Raw genomic sequence first — 23,087 nt, forward strand, 5'->3', positions numbered from 1 at the left:
CTCAGACCGCCTTCCGCATGCCGCGCAGCTGGACGAGGTAGGCGACGATCATCGTGATGATCCCCATGACGATGGCGACCGTCGCCGAGTAGTTGAACTGCTGGCCCGCGAACGACAGCGAGTAGGCGTAGTAGTTCGGCGTGAAGTAGGTGGTGACCGAGTTCGGCGCGATCGTCTTGAGGATGCTCGGCTCGTTGAACAGCTGGAAGCTGCCGATGATCGAGAAGATCGTGGCGATCAGCAGCGCGCCGCGCAGAGCGGGCAGTTTGATCGCCCAGATGATCCGGAGCTGGCCGGCGCCGTCGAGCGCGGCGGCCTCGTACAGCGAGGGGCTCACCACTTTCAGCGCCGAGTAGAGGATCAGCATGTTGTAGCCCACGAACTCCCAGGTCACGATGTTGCCGATGGACGCGAGGACCAGGTCGGGTGACAGCGGGTCGGGCAGCGAGATCCCGAGCGCCTCGTTGATGTTGCCGATCAGGCCGAACCTGGTCCCGTACATGAAGCCCCACATCAGCGTGGCGACGACCGCGGGCACCGCGTACGGCAGGAACACCGAGATCCGGAAGAACGCCGTGCCGTACAGCCTGCCGCTGTCGATCGCGAGCGCGACCAGCAGCGCGAGGAACAACATGATCGGCACCTGGACGACCAGGAAGAGCGCGACGCGCCCGAACGCCGACCAGAACTGCGGGTCCTGGAGGACCTTCAGGTAGTTGTCCGCGCCGACGAAGGCCGTCCCGCCGATCAGCCGGGTGCGGAACAGGCTCAGGTAGACCGAGTACGCGATCGGGGCCAGGAAGACCAGCGCGAACACCGCCATGAACGGCCCGACGAACTGCCAGCCTATCCATGACCGGCGTCTGGAGGCCCAGACACCCCGAACGTTCGAATACCCTTCCGAGACCACCGGCTCGCTCCTCTCCGCGGCGTGTCCACCGGCCGTGACTCTCTCTTGTTTACGTGAACATCACGAGCGAACGAGCACGGCTCAGTCGTCGCGGAGGGTGATCTCTCGAGTCGCCGAGGTTATGTTTACGTAAACTTCTGCTGCGGTATGGTGGCACCCGCCATACGAGAGGTCAAGGGCTCCCCCCGTCACACCCGGTCGGATCACGGCGTACGATCTCCGGCGACGGGGGCGAGCAGGCGGGAGCGACACAGGAATGGAACCGGACGGCCCGGCCCGGCAGGTCCCGGGACCGATCGGCGGCGCGCAGCGGGGCGGCTCGGGCATCCCGGGCGGGCGCCGCAAGCAGCGGGTCTCCATGGCCGACGTGGCCAGGCTCGCGGGCGTCTCGTCACAGACGGTCTCCAGGGTCTCCAACGGCCACCCCGGCGTCGTCGGCGCGACCCGCGAGCAGGTGCTCGCGGCGATGCGGGAGCTGGGCTACCGGCCCAACAGCGCCGCCAGGGCGCTGCGGTACGGGCAGTTCAACACGATCGGCGTGATCCTCTTCGGGCTGGCGTCGACCGGCAACAGCCGCACGGTGGAGGCCATCGCCACCCACGCCGCGGCCGAGGGCTACGCGATCACCCTGATCCCCATCGGCATCCCCACGCAGGACAACGTGCTGGGCGCCTTCACCCGGATGGGCGAGCTGGCCGTGGACGCCGTCATCGTCATCATCGAGATCCACCTCCTCGACGCCGGCACGGTGACGCTTCCTCCCGGAGTCCACGTCGTCGTCGTGGACTCCGACGCCGGAGACCGCTACAGCGTCGTCGACACCGACCAGGCCGAAGGCGCCCGGCTCGCCGTCCGCCACCTCCTCGACCTGGGGCACCACACGGTCTGGCACGTCACCGGTCCGAAGACGTCCTTCGCCGCCCAGCGACGGGCGCAGGCGTGGCGCCTGGCCCTGGAGGAGGCCGGACGGCCGGTGCCCCCGCCGCTGCACGGCGACTGGTCCGCCGAGTCGGGCTACGCCGCGGGGCTGGCGCTGGCCGCCGAACCCGGCTGCACGGCGGTGTTCGCCTCCAACGACCAGATGGCCCTCGGCCTGCTGCGCGCCTTCCACGAGCGGGGGCGGGCGGTCCCCGCCGACATCAGCGTGGTCGGCTTCGACGACATCCCCGACGCCTCCTGCTTCGTCCCTCCGCTCACGACCGTCCACCAGGACTTCGCCGAGGTCGGCCGGCGCTGCGTGCAGGGCGTCCTGCGGCAGATCCGCGAGGGCGGCGCCTCGCAGCCCGGCACCGACCTCGTCCCCACCCGCCTGGTCGTCCGCGACAGCACGGCCCCGCCGCGCACCCGGCGGTGAGGGGTCATCCGATCCTTCCGGCGGTCAGCGACGGCATGGCGGGGATCACGGTGGCGAGCCATTCATCAGGCCCCGCGGTGAAGCGCGGTGCCGCCTGAGCCTGCCACCACGACCGCAAGACGAGGGTGGTCTCCGCCTCTCCCGTCCGGCCGTCCCGGTAGGCGACCTCGCGTCGCCCGGTCTCGCGCACGACGACGCGGCCCCGCTTCGCGCCGGCGTCGTAGTCGTTCCAGTTGACGCCGTGCTCGGCCCACAGCATCTCCTGCATCTGCCCCGTGGACCTGCCATGGAGCTCCCGGTGGGAGAACCGCGCCTGCGCGGCCATGGTGATGCTGTTGCGAACGCAGTCGTTCTGCCGCCACCGGAAGTAGTTCGCGACTTCGCAGGGGTCGGCCAGGGTGAACGCGCGGGCGTCGAACGTCGCGCGTCGGCCGTCGACGCCGCCGGTGGCGTACGCCTCGTTGAACGCGATCGTGGCGATGCTCGCGGCCACGCTGACGATCTTCTGGGTGACGCCGCCGAACCACGGCTGTGCGGACGGGGTGGCGAAGTCGGTCATGAGGACGCTGCACTCGTCGGACTGGACGTACGCGAACACGCTGCCGGTGATTTCCTCGCACAACGCTGCGCCGACCCCGTTCATGGCGTCCATGACGGCGCGGTCGAACGGCCGGTGGGCGTCGCGGAGGAAGGTGTGGAACGCCCGCCCGTCGACGCGGAGGATCGTGTACGCGCGGCGCGGCAGCACACTCCTGGTGGCGCGCTCGTACGCCTTCATACGGTCGCCGAGCGCGGTCTTGTCGCTCATGCCGCTCTCTCCCCGGCCTCCGCCGCGTGGCCGGTCTCGGGATGGGGTGGGTGATGCAGGATCTCACGTCACGGGGGAGGGGCCGCCACTGCTTATCGCGGAGATCCTGAAGCCGGACCGGCATCCTCCCAAGGCCGGTACGTCAGGGGGTGGGGCGTTCGGCAGGGCCGGCCTCGCCGTCGCCCTGTTCACCGGTGACCTGTTCATCGGTGACCTGGAGCCTGCCCAGGAGCATCAGCAGGAGCTCGTCGACGATCTGGTCGAGGGTGGCGTCGACCCAGCCGACGGCCCAGTCGTGCATGAGCCCGTTGACCGCACCGATGAACGCGGCGGCCGTGACGCGGAAGTCGCGCGGGGGGATCTCGCCGCGACCGGCGGCGTCGTCCAGCTGCTCGCACAGGAGGTCGATCCAGCGGGCGCGGCGGTCCAGGCGCTGGCGGTCCAGCCGGGGGCTGACGCCGATGATCTCCACGAACGCGATGCGGGTGTGGCGGGGGTCGGCGGTGGCCCCGGCGGCGTACGCGCGGAAGAGCCGGGTGCAGCGGTCGACGGGCTCCAGGTGCCGCACCTGGGGGAGTACGTCGAGGACGGCCTGCTGGGCGACGTCGTTGACATACAGGTGCAGCTCGGCCAGCAGGTCCTCCAGGGTGTGGAACTCCTCGTAGAACTGGCGGCTGGACAGGCCCGCGGCCCGGCACACGTCCGTGATCCTGGTGGCACGGTAGCCGGGACCGGCGCCGAACAGGTCCAGGCCCGCCTCCAGGAAGCGCCTGCGGCGCTCGGCCTGCCGCTCGGCCGCCGACCTGCCGCCGTACCGGCCCGCCGCCGGGGTGATCCTGCCCGCCACCGCGTCCTCCGCTCCGTGATGCATGAATTTTGGGCCTTGTGGGGGAGGCCGCACGTGCCTACCATCCAGTAACAAGTCTGAATATCGCGATGTTCAGACTCGCGCGCGGTCCACGCGCCGAAGGCTCGCGGACCATCCGGCCGGCCATGCTCGATCTCCGCGTCCCGTCCGCGTGACGGGCCCATGGGGCCGTCACGCCGTTCCCGGGACGTGGAGCTGTTCGTGCCCCGCCCACCTCCCACCCCCCGGAGGAAGAACATGCACGCTTCGGCCCTCGCACGCCTGCGCAGATCCCTGCTGGCCGGCGCCGTGGCGGTCGCCGGCGCCGTCGTCTGCGGCGTTCCCGCCGGTCCCGCGAGCGCCGCCGACGGACTGCGCGAGGTGATGTTCGTCGGCAACAACTGGGACGGCACCGCGGACGTCATCGAGTCGAGCGGGAGCTTCGCCAGGATCGGCCGGATCAACGTCATCCCCGACAAGGCCCGGCGGCTGGCCGAGATCTACCTCAACCCCGTCAAGCTGGCCTTCTTCCTGGGCATCCGGCAGGGGCCCGGCGAGGGCCACGACCAGTTCGTCGACGACATGTACGCCACCCCGGACGGCACGGCCATGGTCGTCTCGCGCCCGAGCTTCGCCGACGTGGTGTCGATCGACCTGACGACCGGCGCCATCAGGTGGCGGTTCCCGGTCTCCGGCTTCCGCGCCGACCACATGGCCGTGTCGCCCGACGGCACCAAGATCGCGGTGTCGGCCTCCACCTCCAACACCGTGCACGTCCTCGACATCGACACCGGCAGGCAGCTCGGCTCGTTCGGGACGGGGGACAAGCCGCACGAGAACATCTTCACCGGCGGCGGCAGGTACATCTGGAACATGTCGATCGGCGAGGTGAACAACGACTTCGACAGCCCGTCGCAGGACTGGCTGAAGGGCGACCGCCACATCACGATCGCGGACGCCTCGACGTACAAGGTCGTCAGGACCATCGACATGCGCGACCGGCTGGACGCCTTCGGACGCAAGGACCTGTCGGACGCGGTGCGGCCCGCCGTCTTCACCCCCGACGAGTCGACGCTGTACTTCCAGGTCTCGTTCTTCAACGGCTTCGCCGAGTACGACACGGCCACCGACAGGATCACGCGGATCAAGACCCTGCCGAAGAACCCCGCCACCAGCGAGGACCGCACCACCTGGGTCAACGACTCCCGCCACCACGGGCTGTCGATCAACCCCGCCGGCGACAAGCTCTGCGTCGCCGCGACGATGGACGACTACGCCACCGTCGTCGATCGGGCCACGCTGCGGGAGGGCCCGCTGGTGAGCGCGTCCAAGCCCTACTGGGCCACCGTCAGCGGCGACGGACGCGCCTGCGTCATCTCCGAGAGCGGCGCCGACCGGGTCACCGCCATCGACTTCGCGACCGGGCAGAAGATCACCTCGGTGCCGGTCGGCGACCACCCGCAGCGCGTCCGCATCGCCCGCATCCCGGCCGGCTGGACCCCTCCGGCAGCCGGCTGAACCCCCGCGAGTGCCGGGACGGCCCGCCCCGTCCCGGCGCCACCGGGTGCGCTCGCCCGGCTCCCCGATCCGTACCCGCTCGTCAGCCGGACGGCGACCACGAGGGCCACGACGAGCGTGACCGCGACCACGAGCGCGATCACCGAGGTCCGGCCGCCGGCGAGCAGGGCGGCGGTCAGAGCGAAGGGGGCCCCGGCCACGACCGCGGTGACCGCGGCGGGCGGGTGCAGCGGGCCCACGTGAGTGGAGTACATCCCCCCTGCGGCGATCCAGCAGACGCCGCCTGCGATGACGACGAGGACGCCCCAGCCGACACACCGGCCGGGCGTCGTGGTCATCGGCGACGCGCCCGCGGTCAACCGGGCCACCCAGCACAGCACGCCGGCCGCCACGGCCGCGAGCAGCGGGACGGACAGCACGAGACCCGCCAGGCTCCGCATGAGCAGGCCGAGGATCAAGACGTGAGGCACACACACGGCCAGCAGCGACCCGACGATCCACGCGCCCGCGATCTGCGTCATTCGCAACGTCACGAGCGACGGCGGTTTGGGCGCGCCGGCCGGCGCCGGCTCCGCGTCCATGGTCATATGACGACAATGCAGCCTTGATCACAGACTGTCCAGCGCGCGGGTGATCCTGCCGGCGCGGCCGAGGGCCGTTCGGGTGCCCCTGCGGGAGGGTGCCCGCCTCAGGCGACGCGGGCACGCTCCCGGCTCACGGGTACGCGGGACTCAGGCGTCCTCGTCCAGTTGGATGGCGGCGGCGGGGCAGACGGCGGCGGCCTCGCGGACCGCGGTGTGCTGGTCCTCGGCTGGCTCGGGCTCCAGCAGGACGACGATGCCGTCCTCGTCGCGCTGGTCGAACACCTCCGGTGCGATCAGCACGCACTGCCCGGCGCCGCAGCACTTCGCCTCGTCGACGATGACCTTCATGTCCATGTCCTCCTTGCCGATCGAGCTTCGTGGTCGGGGGTCACCAGCGGACCGGGACCTCGCGCAGGCCGCCGACGGCCAGCCCTTCCACGCGTTCCAGCTCCTCCACCGGGACGGCCAGCTCCAGTGTCGGCAGCCTGCGCAGCAGCACCTCCAGGACGACCTGCAGCTCGGTGCGGGCCAGCGCCTGCCCCAGGCAGGAGTGGGCGCCGGAGCCGAAGGCCAGGTGGGGGTTGGGGCTGCGGGTCAGGTCCATCTCGCCGGCGTCGTCGAAGGCGGTCTCGTCGCGGTTGGCGGCGGCCATGCTGCACACCACGGTCGTGCCGCGGGGCAGGACCGTGCCGCTGACCTCGGTCTCCGCGTTCAGGTAGCGGGGCAGGCCGAAGCCGGAGTTGGCGTCGAAGCGCAGCGACTCCTCCACCGTCGTGCGGATCAGCGACGGGTCGCCCAGCAGCCGCTCCCACCGGGAGCGGTCGGCCAGCAGCATGGAGACCATCTTGCCGATCATGTTGGCGGTGGTCTCGTGCCCGGCGACCAGCAGCGCCATGCCGGTGACCAGGATCTGGATGTCGGACAGCCCGCCGTCTTCCGGGCCGCCGGCCGCGATCAGCTCGCTCAGCAGGTCGTCGCCGGGCTCGGCGCGCTTGGCGGCGACGAGGTCGGACATGTACTGGAAGAACTCGCCCTGGGCGGCCTCGATCTCCGCCTTGCCGTAGCGGGTGAGGTTGAGCAGCGTGTCGGACCAGTAGGAGAACCGGTCCCGGTCGGCGGCGGGCACGCCGAGCATGTCGCAGATGACGTAGACCGGCAGCGGGAAGCCGAGGCTCGCCCTGAGGTCGCCCGGCGCGCCGCGCTTGACCATGTCGTCGATGAGGTCCTCGGCGATCCGGATCATGGCGGGCCGCATGGCGTTCATGCGCTTGGCGGTGAACCACTTGCCGACCAGGCGCCGCCAGTGCTGGTGCTCCTCGCCGCTGTCGGGGATGATCGTCGCCATCTCGCTGCTGAACACCCCGCCGCCGTCCGCCGACAGCCGGGCCGCGTCGGGCGCGTTGAGCTGGCGGGTGAAGCGCGGGTCGGCCAGCACCTGCTTGACGTCCTCGTAGCGGGTCAGCAGCGTTGCCCGGTCGCCGCTGGGCAGCGTGACGTGGGCCACCGGGCATTTGGCACGCAACTCGGCCCACTCCGCGGGCGGGTCCAGCGCCGCGTCGTTGGGGATCGGGTAGCTCAGGACCTGCTCGTTGACACTCATTCGGCATCTCCTCTTATGGATGGTCGGTCGCCGTGCACCCCCGGATGGGAAGGACGGCGCCCATCACGTATGCCCGGGTAAGCGTGAAGGCCGGTCGTGCCGGTGCCCGTCTGCATGCAAACTCCGGGGCGTCTTCGGGACGGGTGTCTCAGCGTCGGGTGTCTCAGCGTCGGGTGTCTCAGCGTCGGGTGTCTCAGGGGTGGGCGGCGACCGTGCTCACGGCGTGCGCCCACGCGGCGCCGGCCGCGATCATCGCCCGCCAGGCGCGCAGGGTCTTCGGCGGCATGCCGACGGCGAGCACCCCCGTCAGCCGCTCGTCCGTCCGGTAGGCGATCAGGAAACGCCGCCGCGCGACGTCACCGTCCACGACGACCGCTTCGTCGTGGCCGCGCAGGTGCCCGTACGCCTGGATCTTCATGTCGTACTGGTCGGACCAGAAGTACGGCACCGGGGCGAACGGCCGCCGCGCCTCGGGGGCGAGCAGGTTGCGGGCCACGGCCATGCCCTGCTCGGCGGCGTTGGTGCGGTGCTCGACCCGCATGGCCGTGCCGAACAGCGGGTTGTGCCAGCGGGCCACGTCCCCGGCTCCGTACACGCCGGGTGCGGCGGCGCTGAACTCGTCGCACACCAGCCCGTCGGCAAGGGGGAGCCCGCTGCCCTCCAGCCAGCCGGTGTTGGGCACGGAGCCGATGGCCACCAGCACGTCGTCGGCCGGCAGGACTGTCCCGTCGGCCAGCCGCACGCCGCTGACCGCGCCGCCGGCGCCGACGACCTCGCGGACGGCGGCGTGGGTGCGCAGGTCGACCCCGTGGTCGCGGTGGACCCCGGCCAGGAACAGGCCGGCCTGCTCGCCGACGGCCTGCGCCATCGGGACCGGGCCCGCCTCCAGCATCGTCACCTCCACCCCCAGGGCGCGGGCGACGGCGGCGACCTCGGCGCCCACGAACCCGGCGCCGACGATCACCAGGCGCCGTCCCGGACGCAGCCGGGCCCTCAGCGCGAGGGCGTCGTCCAGGGTGCGCAGCGTGTGGATCCCCGCCACCCCCTCGCTTCCCGGCAGGCGGCGGGAGCGGACGCCGGTCGCGATCACCAGCCCGTCGTACGGCACGCGGGCGCCGTCGGCCAGCTCCACCGTCCGCCCGGCCACGTCCAGCCCGGTCGCGGCCACTCCCAGGCGCAGGTCGAGGCCCAGCGCCTCGATGTCGTCCTCCCGCCGCAGCGGCAGCCGGCCGGGCTCCCATTCCCCGGTCAGGATCTGCTTCGACAACGGCGGGCGGTCGTACGGCGAATGCGGCTCGTCGCCGACGAGCGTGAGGACGCCCCGGTAGCCGGCCCTGCGCAGCGCCTCGGCGGTGACCAGCCCGCCCGCCGAGGCTCCCACGATCACGACCCGGTTCACGACTGCCCCAGCATGTTCAACGCGTTCCCTCCGATAGCTGGTGAGACCGGCGACGGTGGCGCCGGCCAGGGCTCGGGGGGACGCCCGCGGCCGGGTTCAACCGGACAACACTGTCCGGAACACCGTAGCCCCCCTGACAGCGATATGTCGAGCAAAGGCGAGGGAGATGTCGAAAAATCGGACATCGATGTCCGGTTGCTATCCTGGCCGCATGGCTGTAGTGCGCCGGACGAACAGGGGACCCAGCGCCGCGGCGGGAAACCGGGCGGCACTGATCGCCGCGGCCCGGGAGGTGTTCGCCGCCGCCGGCTACGACGCGCCGCTGAGCGCGGTCGCCCGCGCCGCCGGGGTCGGCCAGGGCAGCCTCTACCGGCACTTCCCCGACCGCATCAGCCTCGCCCTGGCCGTGTGCGAGGACGGCGTCGCCGAGCTGGAGGCGCTGGCCGCCGAGCCCCGCGCGACGCTCGACGACGTGCTCGCCCTGATCAGGGAGCAGACCATCGCCTCGACCGCGTTCATCGAGATGGTCAGCGCGTACGCCGACGACCCGCGGATCATCGCCGTGCGCGACCGCGTGGCGAAGGTGCTCGACGGCAAGCTCACCGAGGCCCGGCGTGCCGGGCACGTCCGCGCGGACCTCACCACCGACGACCTGATCCTGGCCGTCGGCATGTTCGCCGCGGTCCTCACCATGAGACCGGCGCCGGCCAGGCGCGTCGCCGCCGCACGGGCGTGGGCCCTGCTGCGCAGGGGCATGGACGCCTGACCGGGCGGTCCGGCGAGCAGTGAGCGAACCACGCTCGGCCGTGCGGCGCGCGTAAGCGCACCTCCTCCGGGAGACGACAACGGAGGGGCCGCTTGGAGGACGGGTGGATGCGATCATCAACTGGCTTTGGGGCCTGTCGGGCACAGTGCTCTACGCGGTCGTGGCCGCATTGGTCTTCGCCGAGGACGCGCTGTTCCTGGGGTTCGTCGTGCCGGGGGAGACGGCCGCCGTGCTGGGCGGCGTGCTCGCCAGCCAGGGCAGGCTGTCGGTGTACTGGCTGGCGCTCGTGGTGACGCTGGCCGCCATAGCCGGCGACAGCGTGGGTTACTTCATCGGCAGCCGCCTCGGTCCCAGCGTCCTGAACGTACGGGTGCTGCGCCGCCGTCGCGATCGCGTGGAGAGGGCCCAGGCGCTGATTCGCCGGTGGGGCCCTCAGGCGGTGTTCTTCGCGCGGTTCGTCGCGTTCCTCCGCGCCATGATGCCGACCCTGGCCGGGGTCTCACGCATGAGCTACCGGCGGTTCTTCCTGTTCAACGTCCTGGGCGGGGTGCTCTGGGGAGTCGGTTACACCCTCCTGGGCTTCTTCGCCGGGGAGGCGTACGAGCAGGTGCAGTCGGCCGTCGGCGGCGTGGTCGCGGCCGTTCTCGCCGCGGTCGTCGTGGCCGCCCTGGTCGTGTGGCGTGTCCGGCGGCACCGCAGAGGCGCGTGCGAGCACGGGAACTCCGGCCACTGAGCCCCCCCGCCGGGGGACCTACGAGCGGCGGTGCGGATAACTGTCGGTCCCGTCTGACAGGCTGGTTCGCCCATCCGAGATCGCATGAAGGGAGACCGCATGGCCAACTGGCGTGACGTCGCCGAATCGGCGCCGGAGTTCGCCGTCCTGGTCCGGGAGTCGTTCGAGTCGCACAAGCACAAGACCATCGCGACACTGCGCAAGGACGGCTCACCGCGAGTCAGCGGCATCGAGGCCTACGTCATCGGCGACGAACTGTGGTTCGGATCGATGCCCGGTGCGTTGAAAGCCCGCGATCTGCGGCGTGATCCGCGCTTCGCTCTGCACGGCCCTCCGGTTCTCCTCGACGCCGGCGATTCCGCCACCTCTCCGGGTGACGCGAAGGTGTCCGGGTATGCGGTGGAGGTCACCGACCGGGACCAGATCGCGCCCATGTTGGCCGCGCGCGGCTTCGGCCCGGACGCGTTCAGCGAGTCCCATTTCTTCAAGGCCGACATCCGCGAGGTCGTACTGACGCGGATCGAGGGTTCTGCCATGGTCATGGACCTCTGGCGCCCCGGCGGTGGACTCCGCCGCCTCGAGCGCGTCTAGTGCACGAGGCGGTAGGCGCTCGCCAGGCCGCCAGGACCCGGACAGTCGCACGAGGGCGTGCGGGGCCCGCCCGGCCGGGCCCGCACGTGCCGTGATCGGTGGTCGGTCGCGGATACGCCGGCCCGGTCCTCCTCGTGCAGCCGGGCCTCGACGACCTCGTCTCCCGCCTTCGACCGTGCGGCCGGGTGCACGACCTGCTCCTCCGCGCTCTCGTGCACCGCCAGCAGCCGTACGAGGTCGTTGACCAGCTCGCGCCTGCGGTCGCCCCGCGCGGCGGCGACCTCCGCGAACATGGTCGTGATCTGGTTGTGCTGCGCCAGCAGCAGGTCGATGACGTCCTGTTCTGTGGCAGTGGTCACTGTCGTCACCTTTCGACTCGGAGACTCCGACCCGCCTGCCCGGAGTCGGCTCACCTACTCCCGCGTGTCTTCCGTGAGCCGAAGGGCGTCGTGATGCGTCATAGAGAGCATGAGGATTTCGCGGATCGCGCTGCTGTCGTTGGCGGCCCTGCCCGTCATGGCCGTCACGGCTCCCGCCGAGGCGGCCACGGCGCCCAGGAAGCTGCTCGTGGAGTTGCGGGAGGAGGGCGGGTTCGCCGGGCTGCACAACCGGGTGGCCGTCTACACGGACGGCTGCGCCGAGCTGAGCCGCCGCACCGGACCGGCCGTCCGCAAATGCCTGACCGCCGCCGAGTGGCGCGGCCTGCGCGGCTCGCTGAAGCACCTGCGGCTCGGGCGCTCGGAGTCCCGGCCGCCGGGGGCCGACTTCATCGCGTACGGCCTGGCCTACGGGGGCCATCGGGCCACCCGGTACACGCTGCCCCCGACCTGGAAACCGGTCGTGAGCAGGCTGGAGAAGATCCTGGTCAAATACTGGGCGCCCGACTGACCGTCACACCCGCGCGGCTCGGTGGCGGGCCGGTGACGGCCCGCCGGGAGAGCCTTTCGCGCGCCGCTCGGCTCAGCTTCGCAGGTAGGAGGCGCCGTTGAGGTCGACGATCGTGCCGCTGGCCCATTCGGCGGCCGGTGACGCCAGATAGAGGACGGCGGCCGCGATCTCCTCGGGCCTCGCCACTCTCCCGAACGGGCTCTGGGCGCGGATCTCGTCGCCCCGCGGCGGCTTGAGATGCTCGCCGGTCATGTCGGTCTCGACGAAGCCGGGCGCCACGGTCGCCACCGCGATGCCGAGGGGCGCCAGGGCGACGGCGAGCGACTGGCCCAGCGCGTTGAGGCCCGCCTTGCTCGCCCCGTAGGCGGGACTGTCCGGTTCCCCGCGGAAGGCGCCGCGCGACGAGACGTTGACGATCCTGCTGCCCGGAGCCATGTGCCGTACGGCGTTCCAGGTGACGTTGGCCGGTCCGACGAGGTTGACGGCGAGTGTCTCGCGCCACACCGCCTGCCACTCCTCGTAGGAGGTCTCCGTGATCGGGTGGTGCAGGAAGACCCCCGCGTTGTTGACCAGGACGTCGATGCCGCCGAGGGCGGCCACCGCCTCCTCGACCATGCGCCGGGCGTCGGCGGGATCGGCGACGTCGGCCTGGACGACCGTGTGGCCCTCTCCCGGCAGCTCGGCACGGAGCCGTCCGGCCAGTTCGGGGGAGCCGCGGTGATGGATCGCGACGCGGTCGCCGGCGGCGGCGAAGGCCGCCGCGATCGCCCGTCCGATGCCGCGCGAGGCGCCGGTGACGAGGACTGCTCGCTCACTCACACGGGGGAGACTAGCGTCCCTCGGGTCCCGGTCGTCAGGGCGGCTCCCGTTCTGCGGATCTCGGCGAACAGCGTGCCGATCGTCCACGACCTGAAGGGGCTCTTCGCAGTCGAGGGTGTAGCGCCGAGAACATGGAGCTGTTGGACGGTTGACGTGAGTCGTCAGGAGGTGCGAGCGTCGTAGTTCTCGCGGTTCGCGAGGACCTCCGCCATGTGCGTCTGCGCCCAGTTTCTGAGCCCGCGCGTCATGTGGTGGAGCGAGAGACCGAGGTCGGTCAGCTCGTAGGAGACGGTGACAGGGACGGTGGGCGTCACGGTACGGGTGAGCAGACCATCGCGCTCCAGCGAGCGTAGCGTCTGGGTCAGCATCTTCTGGCTGACCCCGGTCAGAAGACGAGAGATCTCCGAGTAACGCATCGCCTTCGGAGCGTCTGCGTCTGCCGCACCGGGCTGGCGAGGGCCGTTGTCGCCGCCCAGCGCACACAGGATCAGGACGACCCACTTGTCCGAGATTCGGTCGAGCAGCCGCCGGCTGGGGCATGCTGCCAGGAACGCGTTGTACTCCACCTTGGCCTGAGCCCTCTGCTGGGCCGCCTTCATCGTCGTCACTGATTCGCACCTCTCACCAACGGGTGGGTTACGCACTTCAGAGTGCCTACTTCCTGACAGGAAGTTTCTCTCCCATGCTGATGCAGGGAGGCAGCAGGCGCCACCCCCAAGTGCACGACGAAAGGCAACAAGATGAGCACACCCTCCCGCGCTCTTCCCGGCGGGACCTGGACTCTGGGCGACCTGACCGTCACCCGGTTCGGTTACGGCGCCATGCAACTGGCCGGCCCGTGGGTCATGGGGCCGCCCGCCGACCGCGATGGCGCCCTGGCCGTTCTGCGTGAAGCGGTCGACCTTGGTATCACCCACATCGACACCAGCGACGCCTACGGGCCGCGCGTCACCAACGAGTTGATCCGCGAGGCACTGCACCCCTATCCCGAGTCGCTGCACATCGTGACCAAGGTGGGCGCGACCCGCGACGAACAGGGTGGCTGGCCTCCGGCCCGGCGGCCAGAAGATCTGCGCCGCCAGGTCCACGACAACCTCAGGTCCCTCCGGCTCGACGTACTCGACCTGGTCAACCTCCGACTCGGCAACGCCGAAGGTCCCCAGCCCGGCTCGCTCGCCGAGGCGTTCGAGACGCTTGTCGAACTCCGGCAGCAGGGCCTGATCCGCCACCTCGGGGTCAGCAACGCCACCGCGGAGCAAGTCACCGAGGCACAGAGCATCGCGCCGATCGTGTGCGTGCAGAACATGTACAACCTCGCCCACCGCCACGACGACGAGCTCATCGACCGGCTCGCCGCCGACGGCGTCGCGTACGTGCCTTTCTTCCCCCTCGGGGGCTTTACTCCGCTTCAGTCCTCGGCGCTCTCGGCGGTCGCCGCTCGATCGGAGGCGACACCGATGTCCGTCGCACTGGCCTGGCTGCTGCAGCGATCACCGAACATCCTGCTCATCCCCGGCACGTCATCGACGGCACACCTGCGCGAGAACATCGCCGGCGCGGGACTGTCCCTCTCTCATAAGGACTTGACCGAGCTGGACGACATCGGCCGCTGAATGCCCCAGAGCTGAACGGCCCAAAGCCACGCAACCGACAGGAACTCGTGTCACACCGGCGGTGGAAGCTCACCCCGCGTGGCCGGGTAGGCGTCGAGCTCTTCCGAGGACGGGGTTCCTCCACCAAGCCCATCCGGAAGACCTCGACGTCGCACCGCCGACGTGGAGAGCTTGTTTTGCGGACCGCGGACGGCGGTGTAGACGAACAAGACGCCCATGACGACTACACCTGCCCACATGGCCTGCTGCCAGCCGTCGACGAAGGACTGACGGGCGGCGTCAACCAGCGCCTGCGCGTGGGAGCCGGCAGTGCCCGCGGCCTCGACGGCGTTGGCGACGCCCTGGCGTGCAGCGTCCGCCGCGCCTTGAGGGATGCCGCCGAGCCTGTCATCGATGGCACTGCGGTAGCCACTCGCCAGGAGGGCGCCGAGCAGGGCGATGCCGAGTGCGGTGCCGAACTCGCGGGTGATGTCGTTGAGCGCGGAGGCGACACCCTGCTGCTCCCGCGGCAGGGAACTGGTGATGGCCTCGGTGGAGGGGGTCATCGACAGGCCCATGCCGATGCCCATGGCGAGCATGCCGGGCAGGATGGACAGGTAGCCGCCGTCGACGGAAACGATGCCGGCGATGAGGGCCAGACCGGCGCCGAACAACGCGATTCCCGCCGCCATGGTCGAGCGGGCGCCGACACGCGCGGCCAGCTTGTGCGCCAAGCCGGAGGTCATCATCATCAGCACGGCCATGGGCATCATCGCCAGGGTGGACAGCAGTCCCGACCAGCCGAGGACGGCTTGCAGGAATGGGAAGAGGACCACGAAGACACCCGCCTGGACACCGAAGACCACCAGCAGTGTGATGGAGCCGCCGGCCAGGCCGCGCTCGCGGAAGAGGCGCACGTCCAGCAGGGATGCGTCCCTGCGGCGCAGCTCCCAGGCCACGAAGAAGATCAGGGCCACCAGACCGACGACGAGACTGGTCAGAGTGACAGGGTCGCTCCAGCCGCGCTCCGGGCCTTCCTGCAGGACGAAGATGAGGCCTACCACGGCGACGACGGAGGCCAGTGCGCCCATGGCGTCGAAGGAGTGCCCGGAGTGCTCGCGGGAGTTGGGTACGGACCGCATCATGCCGAGCGAGACGACGACCAGGACGACGGGCAGCACGAACAGCCACCGCCAGTCCGCCACGTCCACAAGCAAGGCGGAGAGGAACATGCCGATGATGCCGCCGCCTCCGGCGACGCCGGTCCACACGCCGATCGCCTTCCCACGCTGCTCGTCGGGGAAGGTCGAGGTGATCACAGCCAGGGTGATCGGCATGATCATCGCAGCCCCCACACCGCTGAGCACACGGGCGGCGATCATGACCTCTGATGACGGGGCCAGGCCCGCCAACGCGCTGGCGACTCCGAAGATGATCAGACCGGTGATCAGCATGGGCTTGCGGCCCAGCCGGTCACCAATCGCGCCGAGCGGAAGCAGCAGCGCGGCCAGACTGAGGGTGTAGATGTTGATGATCCACAGGATTGTGGTCTGTGAGGCGGCGAATTCGACGGCCATGTCAGGCTGGGCGACGTTCAACCCGGTCACCGAGGCGATGACCGCCATCAACGCGACACAGACGGCGATCAGGATCGTGCGCAGTCGGCGCGCGTCCGGTGCGCCCCTGCCGCTTGCTTCGGCTGTTGCCCCTTGTGCGGGCTGGTTCGTGCTCATGAATTCCTCTCCAAAAGGCAGGTCAAAAGGGCAGGTGAGGTCCGCGCCACGATGATGAGCCGGGAAGGCGCAGGCTGATCGGGGTGCGGACGTCAGTCGGTGGCGGGGACGCCCTCGGCCGCGGTGAGGGCCGCGTCGGTGTCCGCGGTGGCCAGCAGGGCGTTGATATGGGAGCCGGCCAGAGCGCCGGCCGCGGCGGAGGCGCCCACCTGGGCGGTCAGATCGGTGGCGTTGCCGGCCACCCACACCCCCGGCACGTCGGTGGCGCCGGCCATACCGGAGGCGAAGCGGCGGCCCATGTTGTCGGGCAGGTCCTCCATCGGCAGTTTCAGTCCGTCCAGGCCCTCGGTGCGGGCCTGCATCTCGGTGACGACGGCGAGGACGTGGCGGGGCACGAGGGTGCCGTCGGCTAGGCGTACCCCGGCGAGAGTGCCGTCCTCGCTGCTCACGACCTCCTGCACCGGGGTGTCGATGACGGCGATGCCGCGGGCGGCGAAGCGCGCGCGGGCACTCGCGTCGAGTGCGGTGCCGCGGGTGAAGTAGATGAGGTCGTCGGTCAGCTGGCGGAACAGCAGCGCGTGGTGGACCGAGGCGGGGCCGGTGGCGAGGACGCCGATGGGCTCGTCGCGTACTTCCCAGCCGTGGCAGTGCGGGCAGTGCACGACATGGCGCCCCCAGTGCTGCGCGAGGCCGGGTATGTCCGGCAGCACGTCCCGTAGTCCGGTGGCCACCAGCACGCGGCGCGCCCTCACCGTCTGGCCGTCGGCAAGGGTGACCGAGAAGCGCGGATCGCCCTCGGCCGATGCTGCGGCGGGCTCGGCGGAGATCACCTTGCCGGAGACGACTCGGCCGCCGTAGTGGCGTACCTGCTCCCGGCCCCGCCTGAGCAACTCGGAGGGGGGCGTGCCGTCCAGCACGATGAAGCCGTGCACGGCCTCGGCAGGCGCGTTGCGGGGGGTGCCACTGTCGATCACGACGACCGAGCGGCGGGAGCGGGCGAGCATCAGCGCACCGTTCAGGCCTGCGGCGCCGCCGCCGATGACCACCACGTCGACGGTGTCAGTCGGCAGCGTGTCGGTCGCATATGAGGAAGTCTGCACAGACATGTCGTCACCTCTCCTCGGTGCATAGCCCCCAGCGGATCAGGGCCATCTACGTGCGACGGTATCCGCGTCTTGCATCAGCGGCATAGGATGTTGCCTATGAAGCAAGAAGATGAAGGCTTGGACAGCCTCGTACGCAAACGCATCCGCGCCCTGCGCGTCGCACAGGGCTGGTCCCTGGAAGAGCTGGCCACCCGCGCCCGGCTCAGCCAGTCCTCACTGAGCCGCATCGAGAACGGCCAGCGCCGCCTCGCGCTGGACCAGCTCGTCACCCTCGCCCGCGCCCTGGACACCTCCCTCGACCAGCTGGTCGAGACCGCCACCGACGACGTCGTCACCAGCCCGATGATCGACGGCACCCACGGCGTGATGCGCTGGCCGATCAAGGGCGACCCCGGCATGACCGTGATGCGTCAGCGCATCACCGAGCCGCCGCCCGACAATCCCGCCCGCATGCGCGCACACCCGGGCCGGGAATGGCTTGTCGTCCTGTCCGGCACGGCGATCCTCATGCTGGGCCACCGCCGCTTCCGCCTCGAGGCCAACCAGGCCGCCGAATTCCCGACGATGATGCCGCACGCCATCGGCGCCGCAGCCGGACCGTGCGAGATCATGGGCATCTTCGACCGCGACGCGCGGCGCGGACACCAGCGCGAGGAGGGCGGCGGCGATACCCGAGCGGGCTGTGACTGATGCGCGAAAGGTGCCTGACGCTGCTGGAAGCAACGGCACGTCTTGCGCGTCCGGCAGCACCGGCGGCCATCGTCTTGCGCGTTGCGAAAGTGGTTATGCCGTACGCGCATGGCCTTCGTAGTGTGACGTCATGACCCGAACACACCCGCATACCGGCCACCACCACAAGCACGGCACCGGCGGCCAGGAGGAGATCCTCGACCTGGACGCGGAAGTCCTCGCAGAGCACCTCACCGCCATCACCGAGTGGCTGCCCCTGGCCACCAGCCCGAGCCATATCGTGGATGTGGGCTGCGGCACCGGAGCGGGCACCTTCGCCCTCCTCGACCGCTTCCCCGAGGCGCGCGTCACAGCCGTCGACGCCTCACCCCGCCACCTGCAGCGCCTGCACGAGAAGGCGTGCGCCCGTGACGTGGACGATCGCGTGCACATCGTGCAGGCCGACCTCGACGACGCCGACTGGCCCGACCTCGGCACGCCCGACCTCGTCTGGGCGTCGGCCTCGATGCACCACATGGCCGACCCCGACCGCGTCTTGCGCAGCATCCACGACATGCTCGCGCCCGGCGGCCTGTTCGTCGTCGTCGAACTGGCCGGCTTCCCCCGCTTCCTGCCCGCCGACGCACCCGAGGACCGGCCCGGCCTGGAAGAGCGCTGCCACGCCGCGACCGACCACTTCCACGCCGAACACGTGCCCCACCGCGGTGCCGACTGGGGACCGATGCTGACCGCCGCCGGATTCGCTCTCGACGGCAAACGCACCATCACCGTGCACATCGAGGGCTCCCGCAGTGAGGCGATCGGCCGCTACGCCCTCAGCGCCCTGCAGCGCATCCGTGGCGCCGCCGTCCAGGCGCTCTCACCCGAAGACCTCGCCGCGCTCGATCGGCTGCTCGACACCGGCAGCCCGCACAGCATCCTGCGCCGCGGCGACCTCGCAGTACGCACCGAACGCACCGTCTGGGCCGCCCGCCGCACCTGAGCTCACTGAATGCGCGCACTTGCTCGCCCGGCATCCTCAGCACCCGATGTCGTGCCTGTTGCGCAAATCCCAGACGATCTCCACTCCGGCGGAGCGGTTCCGATTGACCGGCTCCGGCCCGCCGTGCCGGGCCGGACGCGGCGGTCACGGCTGACCGAGAGGGCGTACGGCGACCTCCAGCCGGGAGGCGAGCTCGGCCACGCTCGTGCCGTACGTCTCGACCACGGTGACACCCTCGGGACCGATGTGGAAGACGGCCAGGTCGGTGTAGACGCGGCTCACGCACGCCAGCCCGGTGAGCGGGTAGGTGCACTCGGGGACGAGCTTGGGCGTGCCGTCCTTGGCGAACAGCGTCATCATGACGAACACCTGCTTGGCGCCGGTGGCCAGGTCCATGGCGCCGCCGACGGCGGGGATGGCGTCGGGAGCGCCGGTGTGCCAGTTGGCGAGGTCGCCGCGCTCGGAGACCTGGAAGGCGCCGAGCACGCACACATCGAGATGGCCGCCGCGCATCATCGCGAACGAGTCGGCGTGGTGGAAGTACGACGCCCCCGGCAGCTCGGTGACGGGGATCTTGCCGGCGTTGGTGAGATCCGGGTCGATCTCGTCGCCGTGGGCGGCGGGCCCCATGCCGAGCATGCCGTTCTCGGTGTGCAGGACGACCCCCGAGTCCGCCGTGAGGTGGTCGGCGACCGTCGTCGGCTGGCCGATGCCGAGGTTCACGAAGGAGCCGGGCGGGATGTCCCGGGCGACGAGGGCGGCGAGCTCGTCGCGGCCGAGCGGGCCGCGGCCGAGGTGTTCGAGGGTCTTCACTGGGTGGCCTCCGTCGCGCTCAGGTCCAGGATCCGGTCGACGTAGACGCAGGGGGTCACCACGGTCTCGGGGTCCAGCTCGCCGGTCCCGACGACGTGGTGCACCTGCGCGATCGTCAGCGTCGCGGCGGTGGCCATGACGGGCCCGAAGTTGCGCGCGGTCTTGCGGTAGACGAGGTTGCCCATCCGGTCGCCGACGTGGGCGCCGATGAGGGCGACGTCGCCCCTGAGCGGGTACTCCAGCACGTAGTCGCGGCCGTCGATGGTGCGCGTCTCCTTGCCCTCGGCCAGCGGCGTGCCGACCCCGGTCGGGCAGTAGAAGGCGCCGATGCCGGCCCCGGCCGCGCGCATGCGCTCGGCGAGGGTGCCCTGCGGGACGACCTCCAGCTCGATCTTCCCGGCGCGGTAGAGGCCGTCGAAGACCCACGAGTCGCTCTGGCGCGGGAACGAGCAGATCATCTTGCGCACCCGCCCGGCGGCCAGCAGCGCCGCCAGGCCGGTGTCGCCGTTTCCCGCGTTGTTGCTGACCACGGTCAGGTCCGTCGCGCCCTGCCGGATCAGCGCGTCGATGAGCCGTACGGGCATGCCGGCCATCCCGAAGCCGCCGATCAGCACGGTGGAGCCGTCCGCGATGCCCGCGACGGCCTCGTCCGGGTCGGTGAACACGGCGGTCATGAGGCGCTCACGTTCTCCAGCACGACGGCCAGACCCTGGCCGACGCCGATGCAGATCGCGGCCAGGCCCCACCGCTCACGCCGTTCGCGCAGCACGTGGGCGAGCGTGCCGAGCACGCGCCCGCCGGAGGCCCCCAGGGGGTGGCCGATGGCGATCGCGCCACCTCTGGTGTTGACGATCCCGGGATCGACCTTCCAGGCGTCCAGGCACGCCAGCGACTGGACCGCGAACGCCTCGTTCAGCTCGACGGCGCCGACGTCGTCCCAGCCGATGCCGGCCCGGCGCAGCGCCTGGTTGGCCGCCTCGACCGGCGCGTACCCGAACATCTGCGGTTCCAGCGCGCAGGCCCCGCGGCCCGCGACCCGGGCGATCGGGTCGGCGCCGATTCGGTCCGCGGCGGCCTGCGAGCCGAGCACGACCGCGGAGGCGCCGTCGTTCAGCGGGGAGGCGTTGCCGGCCGTGATGGTGCCGTCGGGCCGGAAGGCCGGCTTGAGCCCGGCGAGGATCTCCGGCGTCGTGGCCGGCCTGATGCCCTCGTCCCGCGTCAGATCGGCGCCCTCGACCGGGACGACCAGGTCGTCATAGAACCCGTCGTTCCAGGCCGCGTCGGCCAGCGCGTGGGACCGCGCGGCGAAGGCGTCCTGCCGCTCGCGCGAGATGCCGAACCTCTCGCCGAGCTGCTCGTTGGCCTCGCCGAGGGAGACCGTCCACTCCTTCGGCATTCGCGGGTTGACCAGCCGCCAGCCGAGCGTGGTGGAGACGGCCGTCACATCCCCGGCGGGAAAGGCGCGGGAGGGCTTGGGCAGCACCCAGGGGGCCCGGGTCATCGACTCCACGCCACCGGTGACGACGACGTCGGCGTCGCCGCTCTCGATCGTCCGTGAGCCGATCACGGCGGCGTCCAGGCTCGACCCGCACAGCCGGTTGACCGTGGTGGCCGGCACGGTCACCGGCAGTCCAGCGAGCAGCACGGCCATCCGGCCCACGTTGCGGTTGTCCTCGCCCGCACCGTTGGCGTTGCCCCACACGACGTCGCCGATCTCCGCCGGATCCAGCCCCGGGAGCTTGGCCAGCACGCCGCGCAACGCGGTGGCCGCCAGGTCGTCCGGCCGGACATCCGCGAGCGCCCCGTTGAACCTGCCGAACGGCGTGCGCGCCGCGGCGTAGACGAAGGCAGATCCCATGACATTCCCTTCTTGTTCGCTGTGCGAACATGCGTTCATTTTGCGAACACGATGAGCATAGCCGATGAAGCCGGGGAGCAGAGCTGGGAGCTGCAACGATCTCCAAGCGGGTCACAAGCGCGGCGCGCCAGGCTGGCGGCGACCCTTGAGAGAACCATCGTGAGGACAGCAGACGTGACCAGGAAGTTCGCCGCAGCCGCGGCCGTCGCCCTGACCGCGCTGATCGCGCAGCCGTCGATCGCCCGGCCCGCCGACGCCGCGACGACGTACAGCAGCCCGTGCCAGGGGATCCGCAACTGCCTGGGAGAGATGCAGAGCGGCGAGGGATGGATGATCGAGACACCCGTGAAGAACTGGAAGCGGGTCGTCTACCAGTTCAAGCACCTGAAGAAGAGCGAGAAGAGGGTGTGCGCCCACGAGTATCCGCGCCTGACCATGTGGATCAATGACCCGAGCAGCAAGCGCCACAAGACGGTCACCATCAGGGCGTCCGGCAAGCTTCCCCGCAGCGCCTGCTCCTACTAGGGAAACGGCGTCGGCAGGCCCTAATCTGGGGCGATGTCGGTTGGCGGTACGGCGGCATACGCCGATCTCGCGGGACTGCCCCCACTGGTCAGGCGCGCGGTCCAGGTGGCCCGGCAGGCGGGCTTCGCTCCTTCCTGCCGGCCTGAGCAGGGACGACTGCTGTACGCCATGGCGGCCGGCGCCGAGATGATCGGGGAGACCGGGACCGGGTGCGGAGTGGGCCTGGCATGGCTGGCCTCGGGCGCCCGGCCCGAGGCCCGGCTGGTCAGCGTCGAGAAAGATGAACGCCGAGCGTCCCTGGCCGCCCAGGTCTTCCTCGATCACCCGCAGGTCTCGGTGATCTGTGGCGACTGGCGGGAGATCTATCGGGACGGGCCGTACGACCTGCTCGTGCTCGATGGCGGCGGCCAGGGCAAGAGCGGTGAGCAGCCGGCTGATCCGCACCGGCTGCTCAGGTCGGGAGGCACGCTGGTCATCGACGACCTGACCCCGGCTCGGCACTGGCCGCCGCGGTTCGACGGCGCGGTCGACCAGGCGCGGATGCACTGGCTCGACCACCCGGGGCTGGATGCCGCGGAGCTCCGGCTCGCGCCGGATCTGGCCGCGCTCGTGGCCACTCGTCGTTTCGCCGCTACGCACGGCACGGCGGATCACTGAACCGGGTTACTGAACCGGATCACCGAACCGGGTCACCCGGCCGGATCGAGGCGACGTCGGCGGTCGTCGTTCCGTCGCCGGAAGGCAGCTCGACCGGAGGGCCGGGTGACGGCCTGAGCCGCCGTCCGTGGTCGGGCGACGGCCTCGGCCGAACCGCCCTCAGTCGTGGACCTCCCAGTTCGGCGCCATGTCGCGGGCGTACTTGATGTCGTCGTTGCCGGTGCCCGCGGCGACCATGGGCCAGACCATGGCGTCCTTGTGGACGACGAAGTCGACCACCACCGGCACGTCGTTGATCTCCATGGCCTTGCGGA

The 23,087-nt window shown here is 70.8% G+C and carries 25 protein-coding genes; 11 read left to right on the plus strand and 14 right to left on the minus strand.

The window, feature by feature from the left end; all coding sequences use genetic code 11:
• Position 1: 1 nt before the first annotated feature.
• On the minus strand, positions 2-823 hold the full coding sequence (locus ABZ857_RS31660) for a sugar ABC transporter permease (protein ID WP_357050182.1): 822 nt from the start codon (positions 821-823) through the stop codon (positions 2-4).
• 343 nt (positions 824-1,166) lie between these two features.
• Here ABZ857_RS31660 and ABZ857_RS31665 point away from each other — a divergent pair, with 343 nt between their 5' ends.
• On the plus strand, positions 1,167-2,264 hold the full coding sequence (locus ABZ857_RS31665; RefSeq protein ID WP_357050185.1) for a LacI family DNA-binding transcriptional regulator: 1,098 nt from the start codon (positions 1,167-1,169) through the stop codon (positions 2,262-2,264).
• A gap of 4 nt (positions 2,265-2,268) precedes the next feature.
• Here ABZ857_RS31665 and ABZ857_RS31670 read toward each other — a convergent pair whose 3' ends face one another.
• Positions 2,269-3,072, minus strand: a complete 804-nt coding sequence (locus ABZ857_RS31670; protein ID WP_357050188.1) for a tRNA(His) guanylyltransferase Thg1 family protein — start codon at positions 3,070-3,072, stop codon at positions 2,269-2,271.
• A 142-nt stretch (positions 3,073-3,214) separates the two neighbouring features.
• On the minus strand, positions 3,215-3,943 hold the full coding sequence (locus ABZ857_RS31675; protein WP_357050191.1) for a TetR/AcrR family transcriptional regulator: 729 nt from the start codon (positions 3,941-3,943) through the stop codon (positions 3,215-3,217).
• A gap of 234 nt (positions 3,944-4,177) precedes the next feature.
• Between ABZ857_RS31675 and ABZ857_RS31680 the strand changes: the two genes are divergently transcribed.
• Positions 4,178-5,437 (plus strand): YncE family protein, encoded by a 1,260-nt coding sequence (locus tag ABZ857_RS31680; RefSeq protein WP_357050194.1) that lies wholly within the window; start codon positions 4,178-4,180, stop codon positions 5,435-5,437.
• Between the two features lie 731 nt (positions 5,438-6,168).
• Here the strand turns inward: ABZ857_RS31680 and ABZ857_RS31685 are convergent.
• From ABZ857_RS31685 to ABZ857_RS31695, 3 genes are all read right to left on the minus strand, one after another.
• On the minus strand, positions 6,169-6,369 hold the full coding sequence (locus tag ABZ857_RS31685) for a ferredoxin (protein ID WP_193205533.1): 201 nt from the start codon (positions 6,367-6,369) through the stop codon (positions 6,169-6,171).
• A gap of 40 nt (positions 6,370-6,409) precedes the next feature.
• Complete coding sequence (locus ABZ857_RS31690; protein ID WP_357050197.1) at positions 6,410-7,621, minus strand: cytochrome P450; 1,212 nt, start codon at positions 7,619-7,621, stop codon at positions 6,410-6,412.
• A gap of 193 nt (positions 7,622-7,814) precedes the next feature.
• The gene (locus ABZ857_RS31695; RefSeq protein WP_357050200.1) at positions 7,815-9,020 is read right to left on the minus strand and encodes an FAD-dependent oxidoreductase; all 1,206 of its coding nucleotides are present in this window, start codon (positions 9,018-9,020) and stop codon (positions 7,815-7,817) included.
• 211 nt (positions 9,021-9,231) lie between these two features.
• Here ABZ857_RS31695 and ABZ857_RS31700 point away from each other — a divergent pair, with 211 nt between their 5' ends.
• The 3 genes from ABZ857_RS31700 to ABZ857_RS31710 all read left to right on the plus strand — a co-directional run bounded on the left by ABZ857_RS31700 (position 9,232) and on the right by ABZ857_RS31710 (position 11,110).
• Positions 9,232-9,786 carry a TetR family transcriptional regulator gene (locus ABZ857_RS31700; RefSeq protein ID WP_357050203.1) on the plus strand — a complete coding sequence of 185 codons (555 nt, stop codon included), beginning with the start codon at positions 9,232-9,234 and terminating at the stop codon, positions 9,784-9,786.
• Between the two features lie 103 nt (positions 9,787-9,889).
• A complete protein-coding gene (locus ABZ857_RS31705; protein ID WP_357050206.1) occupies positions 9,890-10,519 on the plus strand; it encodes a DedA family protein in 630 nt (209 codons plus the stop codon).
• 99 nt (positions 10,520-10,618) lie between these two features.
• The gene (locus ABZ857_RS31710; protein ID WP_357050209.1) at positions 10,619-11,110 is read left to right on the plus strand and encodes a pyridoxamine 5'-phosphate oxidase family protein; all 492 of its coding nucleotides are present in this window, start codon (positions 10,619-10,621) and stop codon (positions 11,108-11,110) included.
• On the opposite strand, the gene ABZ857_RS31715 is transcribed toward ABZ857_RS31710, so the two are convergent.
• Positions 11,107-11,469, minus strand: a complete 363-nt coding sequence (locus ABZ857_RS31715) for a hemerythrin domain-containing protein (protein ID WP_357050212.1) — start codon at positions 11,467-11,469, stop codon at positions 11,107-11,109. The genes ABZ857_RS31710 and ABZ857_RS31715 overlap by 4 nt on opposite strands.
• A gap of 109 nt (positions 11,470-11,578) precedes the next feature.
• Here ABZ857_RS31715 and ABZ857_RS31720 point away from each other — a divergent pair, with 109 nt between their 5' ends.
• Entirely contained in the window at positions 11,579-11,998 is a 420-nt protein-coding gene (locus ABZ857_RS31720; RefSeq protein WP_357050215.1) for a hypothetical protein, read from the plus strand.
• A 72-nt stretch (positions 11,999-12,070) separates the two neighbouring features.
• Here ABZ857_RS31720 and ABZ857_RS31725 read toward each other — a convergent pair whose 3' ends face one another.
• Positions 12,071-12,817 carry an SDR family oxidoreductase gene (locus ABZ857_RS31725; RefSeq protein WP_357050218.1) on the minus strand — a complete coding sequence of 249 codons (747 nt, stop codon included), beginning with the start codon at positions 12,815-12,817 and terminating at the stop codon, positions 12,071-12,073.
• 161 nt (positions 12,818-12,978) lie between these two features.
• Complete coding sequence (locus ABZ857_RS31730) at positions 12,979-13,425, minus strand: helix-turn-helix domain-containing protein (RefSeq protein WP_357050221.1); 447 nt, start codon at positions 13,423-13,425, stop codon at positions 12,979-12,981.
• Positions 13,426-13,557: 132 nt separating this feature from the next.
• On the opposite strand from ABZ857_RS31730, the gene ABZ857_RS31735 reads away from it, so the two are divergent.
• Positions 13,558-14,430, plus strand: a complete 873-nt coding sequence (locus tag ABZ857_RS31735) for an aldo/keto reductase family oxidoreductase (protein WP_357050224.1) — start codon at positions 13,558-13,560, stop codon at positions 14,428-14,430.
• Positions 14,431-14,480: 50 nt separating this feature from the next.
• Here the strand turns inward: ABZ857_RS31735 and ABZ857_RS31740 are convergent, their stop codons facing one another.
• Together ABZ857_RS31740 and ABZ857_RS31745 are read right to left on the minus strand one after the other, a co-directional pair.
• Positions 14,481-16,142 carry an MFS transporter gene (locus tag ABZ857_RS31740; protein WP_357050227.1) on the minus strand — a complete coding sequence of 554 codons (1,662 nt, stop codon included), beginning with the start codon at positions 16,140-16,142 and terminating at the stop codon, positions 14,481-14,483.
• A gap of 92 nt (positions 16,143-16,234) precedes the next feature.
• Positions 16,235-17,248, minus strand: a complete 1,014-nt coding sequence (locus ABZ857_RS31745) for an NAD(P)/FAD-dependent oxidoreductase (RefSeq protein WP_357050229.1) — start codon at positions 17,246-17,248, stop codon at positions 16,235-16,237.
• 96 nt (positions 17,249-17,344) lie between these two features.
• On the opposite strand from ABZ857_RS31745, the gene ABZ857_RS31750 reads away from it, so the two are divergent.
• Both ABZ857_RS31750 and ABZ857_RS31755 read left to right on the plus strand, forming a co-directional pair.
• The gene (locus ABZ857_RS31750; protein ID WP_357050232.1) at positions 17,345-17,938 is read left to right on the plus strand and encodes an XRE family transcriptional regulator; all 594 of its coding nucleotides are present in this window, start codon (positions 17,345-17,347) and stop codon (positions 17,936-17,938) included.
• A 130-nt stretch (positions 17,939-18,068) separates the two neighbouring features.
• Positions 18,069-18,920, plus strand: a complete 852-nt coding sequence (locus tag ABZ857_RS31755) for a methyltransferase (protein ID WP_357050234.1) — start codon at positions 18,069-18,071, stop codon at positions 18,918-18,920.
• 144 nt (positions 18,921-19,064) lie between these two features.
• Here the strand turns inward: ABZ857_RS31755 and ABZ857_RS31760 are convergent, their stop codons facing one another.
• The 3 genes from ABZ857_RS31760 to ABZ857_RS31770 are packed head-to-tail and all read right to left on the minus strand — an operon-like array spanning position 19,065 to position 21,591.
• Positions 19,065-19,733: a 3-oxoacid CoA-transferase subunit B gene (locus tag ABZ857_RS31760; protein WP_357050237.1), complete on the minus strand. Its 669-nt coding sequence runs from the start codon at positions 19,731-19,733 to the stop codon at positions 19,065-19,067.
• Positions 19,730-20,407, minus strand: coding sequence for a 3-oxoacid CoA-transferase subunit A (locus ABZ857_RS31765; protein ID WP_357050240.1), 678 nt, complete (start codon positions 20,405-20,407; stop codon positions 19,730-19,732). Before ABZ857_RS31765 ends, ABZ857_RS31760 begins: the two co-directional genes overlap by 4 nt.
• The gene (locus ABZ857_RS31770) at positions 20,404-21,591 is read right to left on the minus strand and encodes a thiolase family protein (RefSeq protein ID WP_357050243.1); all 1,188 of its coding nucleotides are present in this window, start codon (positions 21,589-21,591) and stop codon (positions 20,404-20,406) included. The genes ABZ857_RS31765 and ABZ857_RS31770 overlap by 4 nt, the downstream gene beginning before the upstream one ends.
• Positions 21,592-21,765: 174 nt before the next feature.
• Here ABZ857_RS31770 and ABZ857_RS31775 point away from each other — a divergent pair, with 174 nt between their 5' ends.
• Entirely contained in the window at positions 21,766-22,116 is a 351-nt protein-coding gene (locus tag ABZ857_RS31775) for a hypothetical protein (RefSeq protein ID WP_357050246.1), read from the plus strand.
• A 33-nt stretch (positions 22,117-22,149) separates the two neighbouring features.
• Positions 22,150-22,773 carry a class I SAM-dependent methyltransferase gene (locus ABZ857_RS31780; RefSeq protein WP_357050249.1) on the plus strand — a complete coding sequence of 208 codons (624 nt, stop codon included), beginning with the start codon at positions 22,150-22,152 and terminating at the stop codon, positions 22,771-22,773.
• The last annotated feature ends 314 nt before the right edge of the window (positions 22,774-23,087 follow it).

It is taken from the genome of Microbispora sp. NPDC046933 (genome assembly GCF_040644635.1).
In the GTDB taxonomy this organism is placed as follows: domain Bacteria; phylum Actinomycetota; class Actinomycetes; order Streptosporangiales; family Streptosporangiaceae; genus Microbispora.